This is a genomic window from Actinomycetota bacterium, assembly GCA_041658565.1.
Taxonomy (GTDB): Bacteria; Actinomycetota; AC-67; order AC-67; family AC-67; genus JBAZZY01.
Map to the genome: position 1 here is coordinate 1 of JBAZZY010000084.1, position 2,971 is coordinate 2,971.

At 63.9% G+C, this 2,971-nt stretch carries 5 protein-coding genes; 4 read left to right on the forward strand and 1 reads right to left on the reverse strand.

From position 1 onward, the window contains the following. The first annotated feature begins 150 nt into the window (after positions 1-150). Entirely contained in the window at positions 151-1,395 is a 1,245-nt protein-coding gene (locus WDA27_15145; protein MFA5892260.1) for a hypothetical protein, read from the forward strand. Continuing rightward, positions 1,392-1,748, forward strand: coding sequence for a hypothetical protein (locus WDA27_15150; protein MFA5892261.1), 357 nt, complete (start codon positions 1,392-1,394; stop codon positions 1,746-1,748). The genes WDA27_15145 and WDA27_15150 overlap by 4 nt, the downstream gene beginning before the upstream one ends. 2 nt (positions 1,749-1,750) lie before the next feature. Here the strand turns inward: WDA27_15150 and WDA27_15155 are convergent, their stop codons facing one another. Continuing rightward, entirely contained in the window at positions 1,751-2,125 is a 375-nt protein-coding gene (locus WDA27_15155) for a hypothetical protein (protein ID MFA5892262.1), read from the reverse strand. Between the two features lie 29 nt (positions 2,126-2,154). Here WDA27_15155 and WDA27_15160 point away from each other — a divergent pair, with 29 nt between their 5' ends. Beyond that, positions 2,155-2,583 (forward strand): hypothetical protein, encoded by a 429-nt coding sequence (locus WDA27_15160; protein MFA5892263.1) that lies wholly within the window; start codon positions 2,155-2,157, stop codon positions 2,581-2,583. 1 nt (position 2,584) lies between these two features. Further along, positions 2,585-2,959 (forward strand): hypothetical protein, encoded by a 375-nt coding sequence (locus WDA27_15165; protein ID MFA5892264.1) that lies wholly within the window; start codon positions 2,585-2,587, stop codon positions 2,957-2,959. Positions 2,960-2,971: the final 12 nt, after the last annotated feature.

The following is a 2,971-nucleotide window of genomic DNA, read 5'->3' on the forward strand; positions in this document are numbered from 1 at the left end:
GATCCCGCTCGTGCCGGGGCAAGCGCTGATCCTCCCCTACGGCGGCGCAACGCACGCGGCGGGGTTGTGCTGGGCGGCATCGACGACGGGCGGGACGCTGACTGTGTCGGCTACGACTCCATTTCAGGTGAGCGCGGAGATCTTGTAGCCATGAGAATCCTCGACAGCGAGACGTGCCGACGCGTCTACTCGTATTTGCGCTTGGACCGCGCGCCTCACAAGTGCGACGAGGGTTTCGGTATCGGCGTGCTCGCGCCTGGCTGGGATCCGATGTCGTCGCCTGTTGGAGTGCAGAGCGGCGACTCGTTCATTCCCACGCAGGTCCCCGGCTGCCAGCTCTGGTGCGAGACAGACACGTCTCGGCACCTCGTCGGGGGCGTTTCGCAGGCGGTCGTGTTTCCGGCGGATCCGCTGGTCAATGGCAACTTTGAGACAGGTGGGGATCCGCCTGCGGGGTGGACGGAGTATCAATGCACGACCACAACTGTCGCTGGCAGTAGACCAGGTGGGACAGGCGCGTTCGTGGCACACAGCGTGTCCACGGCAGCGTCTGCCGACACGTATCAAAATGCGCTAGTCGTGGGCAACACCTACAGGATCACGGCGTGGCTTCGCACGGACGGCAATCGCCCCCCGCGAATCTACGGTGGAGGAGCCACTAGGTGGACGGGGGCGACAAACGCCGACTGGCAGTTTGGGGACACTGGCTGGTTCGTGGCGACCGATGCAGAAGCCGGGTTTACCATGACACCGACTGCAATCGGTGAATGGTACGAGATCGACGACGTTGCCGTGCAATGCCTCAACGTCTCCCAGCTCACCGACCTAACCGGCCTGGGCCATCACCTCGTGCAGGCGACGGCGGCGAGACAGCCGCTTTGGGTGGCGAGTGGGGCGGGGGGGTTGCTGCGGTTTATCGGCAAGACTCGCACGGAACGATTGGACGCCGCTGATTTCACGATCGCGCAGCCTATGCACGCGTTTGCGATCTGCAAATGGACCGCAGACGATGCGACAATTCGCACGGTGCTTGATGGGAAAGTGAGTTCTACCGCGCTGCTTTACGCGCTAAACGCAAACATCGGCCTATATGCTGGCACGGCCACCAGCCCGTCTATCGCAAAGCCCGCAAACTATAACGTTGTGGATGCCCTATACGCTGGCGCCTCTAGCGCAATCGCAATCAACGGTGGCGCGCAGACCGTAGGCAACCCAGGGAATGCAGCGATCGATGCGATCACAGTAGGGTCTACACGCATGGGCGGACCTTACCCGTTCGATGGGGACCTAGCGGCGCTGGTCATCTACAACCGCGCCCTGTCCGAGCCTGAACGGCAACGCGTCGTACGATACCTGCGCAGACTCGGCGCGAGACTCGGAGTTAGCATCCCATGAAGCAAGCAATCTGCACCACAGCCGAAGACGCGAAGGCGATCCAAGCCGAAGACAACGCGAAGGCCAAACTCCCTTGGAAGGGGGTCTTCGCTGACGGTTCCCCTGCCCCGGAAGGCTGGGGAGTCACTACCTCGCTTTACGACGTGCAAGCCAAGCCTGACGGCAAGGCGTGGGCGTACCCCGTCAGCGACACCGCAGCGACCGAAGCGAAACCGGGCGACCCCATCAAGGAAGCATTGATCGTCGACAAGCTCGATGCGACTTGGGACGCGAAGGCCGAGCCGATCGAGGAACCCAAGCCCGTCGAGGAACCCGTCAAGGAAGATGACTTCGCCGTGCCGGTGGGGAAGTGATGTCAGTGGGCGCCAGGAGGGGGAGGCTTGTGCGGGACGCCGCCACCGTTCGGCCCTGGGTACAGGTGGCACCCGTTGCCGCTCAGGTCGACCATCACACCATCGGGCGTGACGTGCTGAGCGTCGCAGAAGCACGTGAACTGAACGCGCGGGATGAACAGCAGATCCATCGAACCGTCAGGCTTGCAGACGCGAATCTTGTGGTGGAATCCCATCGTCCAGCCGTCCACGTCTTGCACGTCGCGCATCCGGTACGTGTGGCCGAACGGATCGGGCAACGCCTCACGAAACGCGCTCACGACGGCGGCGCGATCGTGGTCGTTCAACTCGCGCGGGGCGAACAGCGAAGCGGCACAGTCGATGGCGTTTCGGATCATACCCACAAGCCTACGAATCGAGCACGCCCATGTCAACCCTGAGAGCCCTACTGCTTTCGACGTTTCTGCTGTCGTGCTCGACGCCCGACACCGCACGCGAAGGCGTCAGACGTTGGGCGCGCGTGCTGTGCGATCGACGGTTTGCAATGCAGATCATCGACGGGGCGGCGCCGATCCCCGCCGACTGCCAATACACGATCCTCATGGCCCTCTCGACGTGGCCTTGGGTCCAAGCCGCGCCACCGGGGACGGCTGCCTTCAGCGAGCCCGATCGCGGCATCGCATGGATCATCACGGACGTTTGCCCCGCTGCGCTTGTGACGGCGGCGACGGCGCATGAACTTGGCGCGCTGCTCGGCGCTACGGACGATCGCGGGCCGGGCGTGATGGGTGAGCCTTTGACTGATACGTGCATCGGCGCGCATAGCGTCGAGGAAGTTCTCGCAAGGAAGGATTGACATGCAAACCGAACAACTGATCGCTCTCATCCTCTCCCCGCTCACAGCGAGCGCGCTTGTCGCGTTGCTTCGGCGGCACCTTCCCAAGCTCGACGGCCCGTACCTCGTGCCCGGTGTCGTGGTGCTGCTGGCAATCGTCGGCAACGTGCTGCCGGTGCTCGCGGGAACCATCACGCTCAACGGCGTGCTCAACGCGATCGTCGCGGGCATCGTCGGCGGGCTGACCGTGTCCGGCATCGTGCAGATCGGGCAGGACGCGGGCAAGAAGGGGCAGACGCCTGCCGAGACGAACGCGCTCGACGTGATCCCGCCCGCCCCGAAGGCGCCGACGATCATCAGGGATACGACGCCCGAAGACACCACGCACGCGGAGTGAGCCATGGAGCGA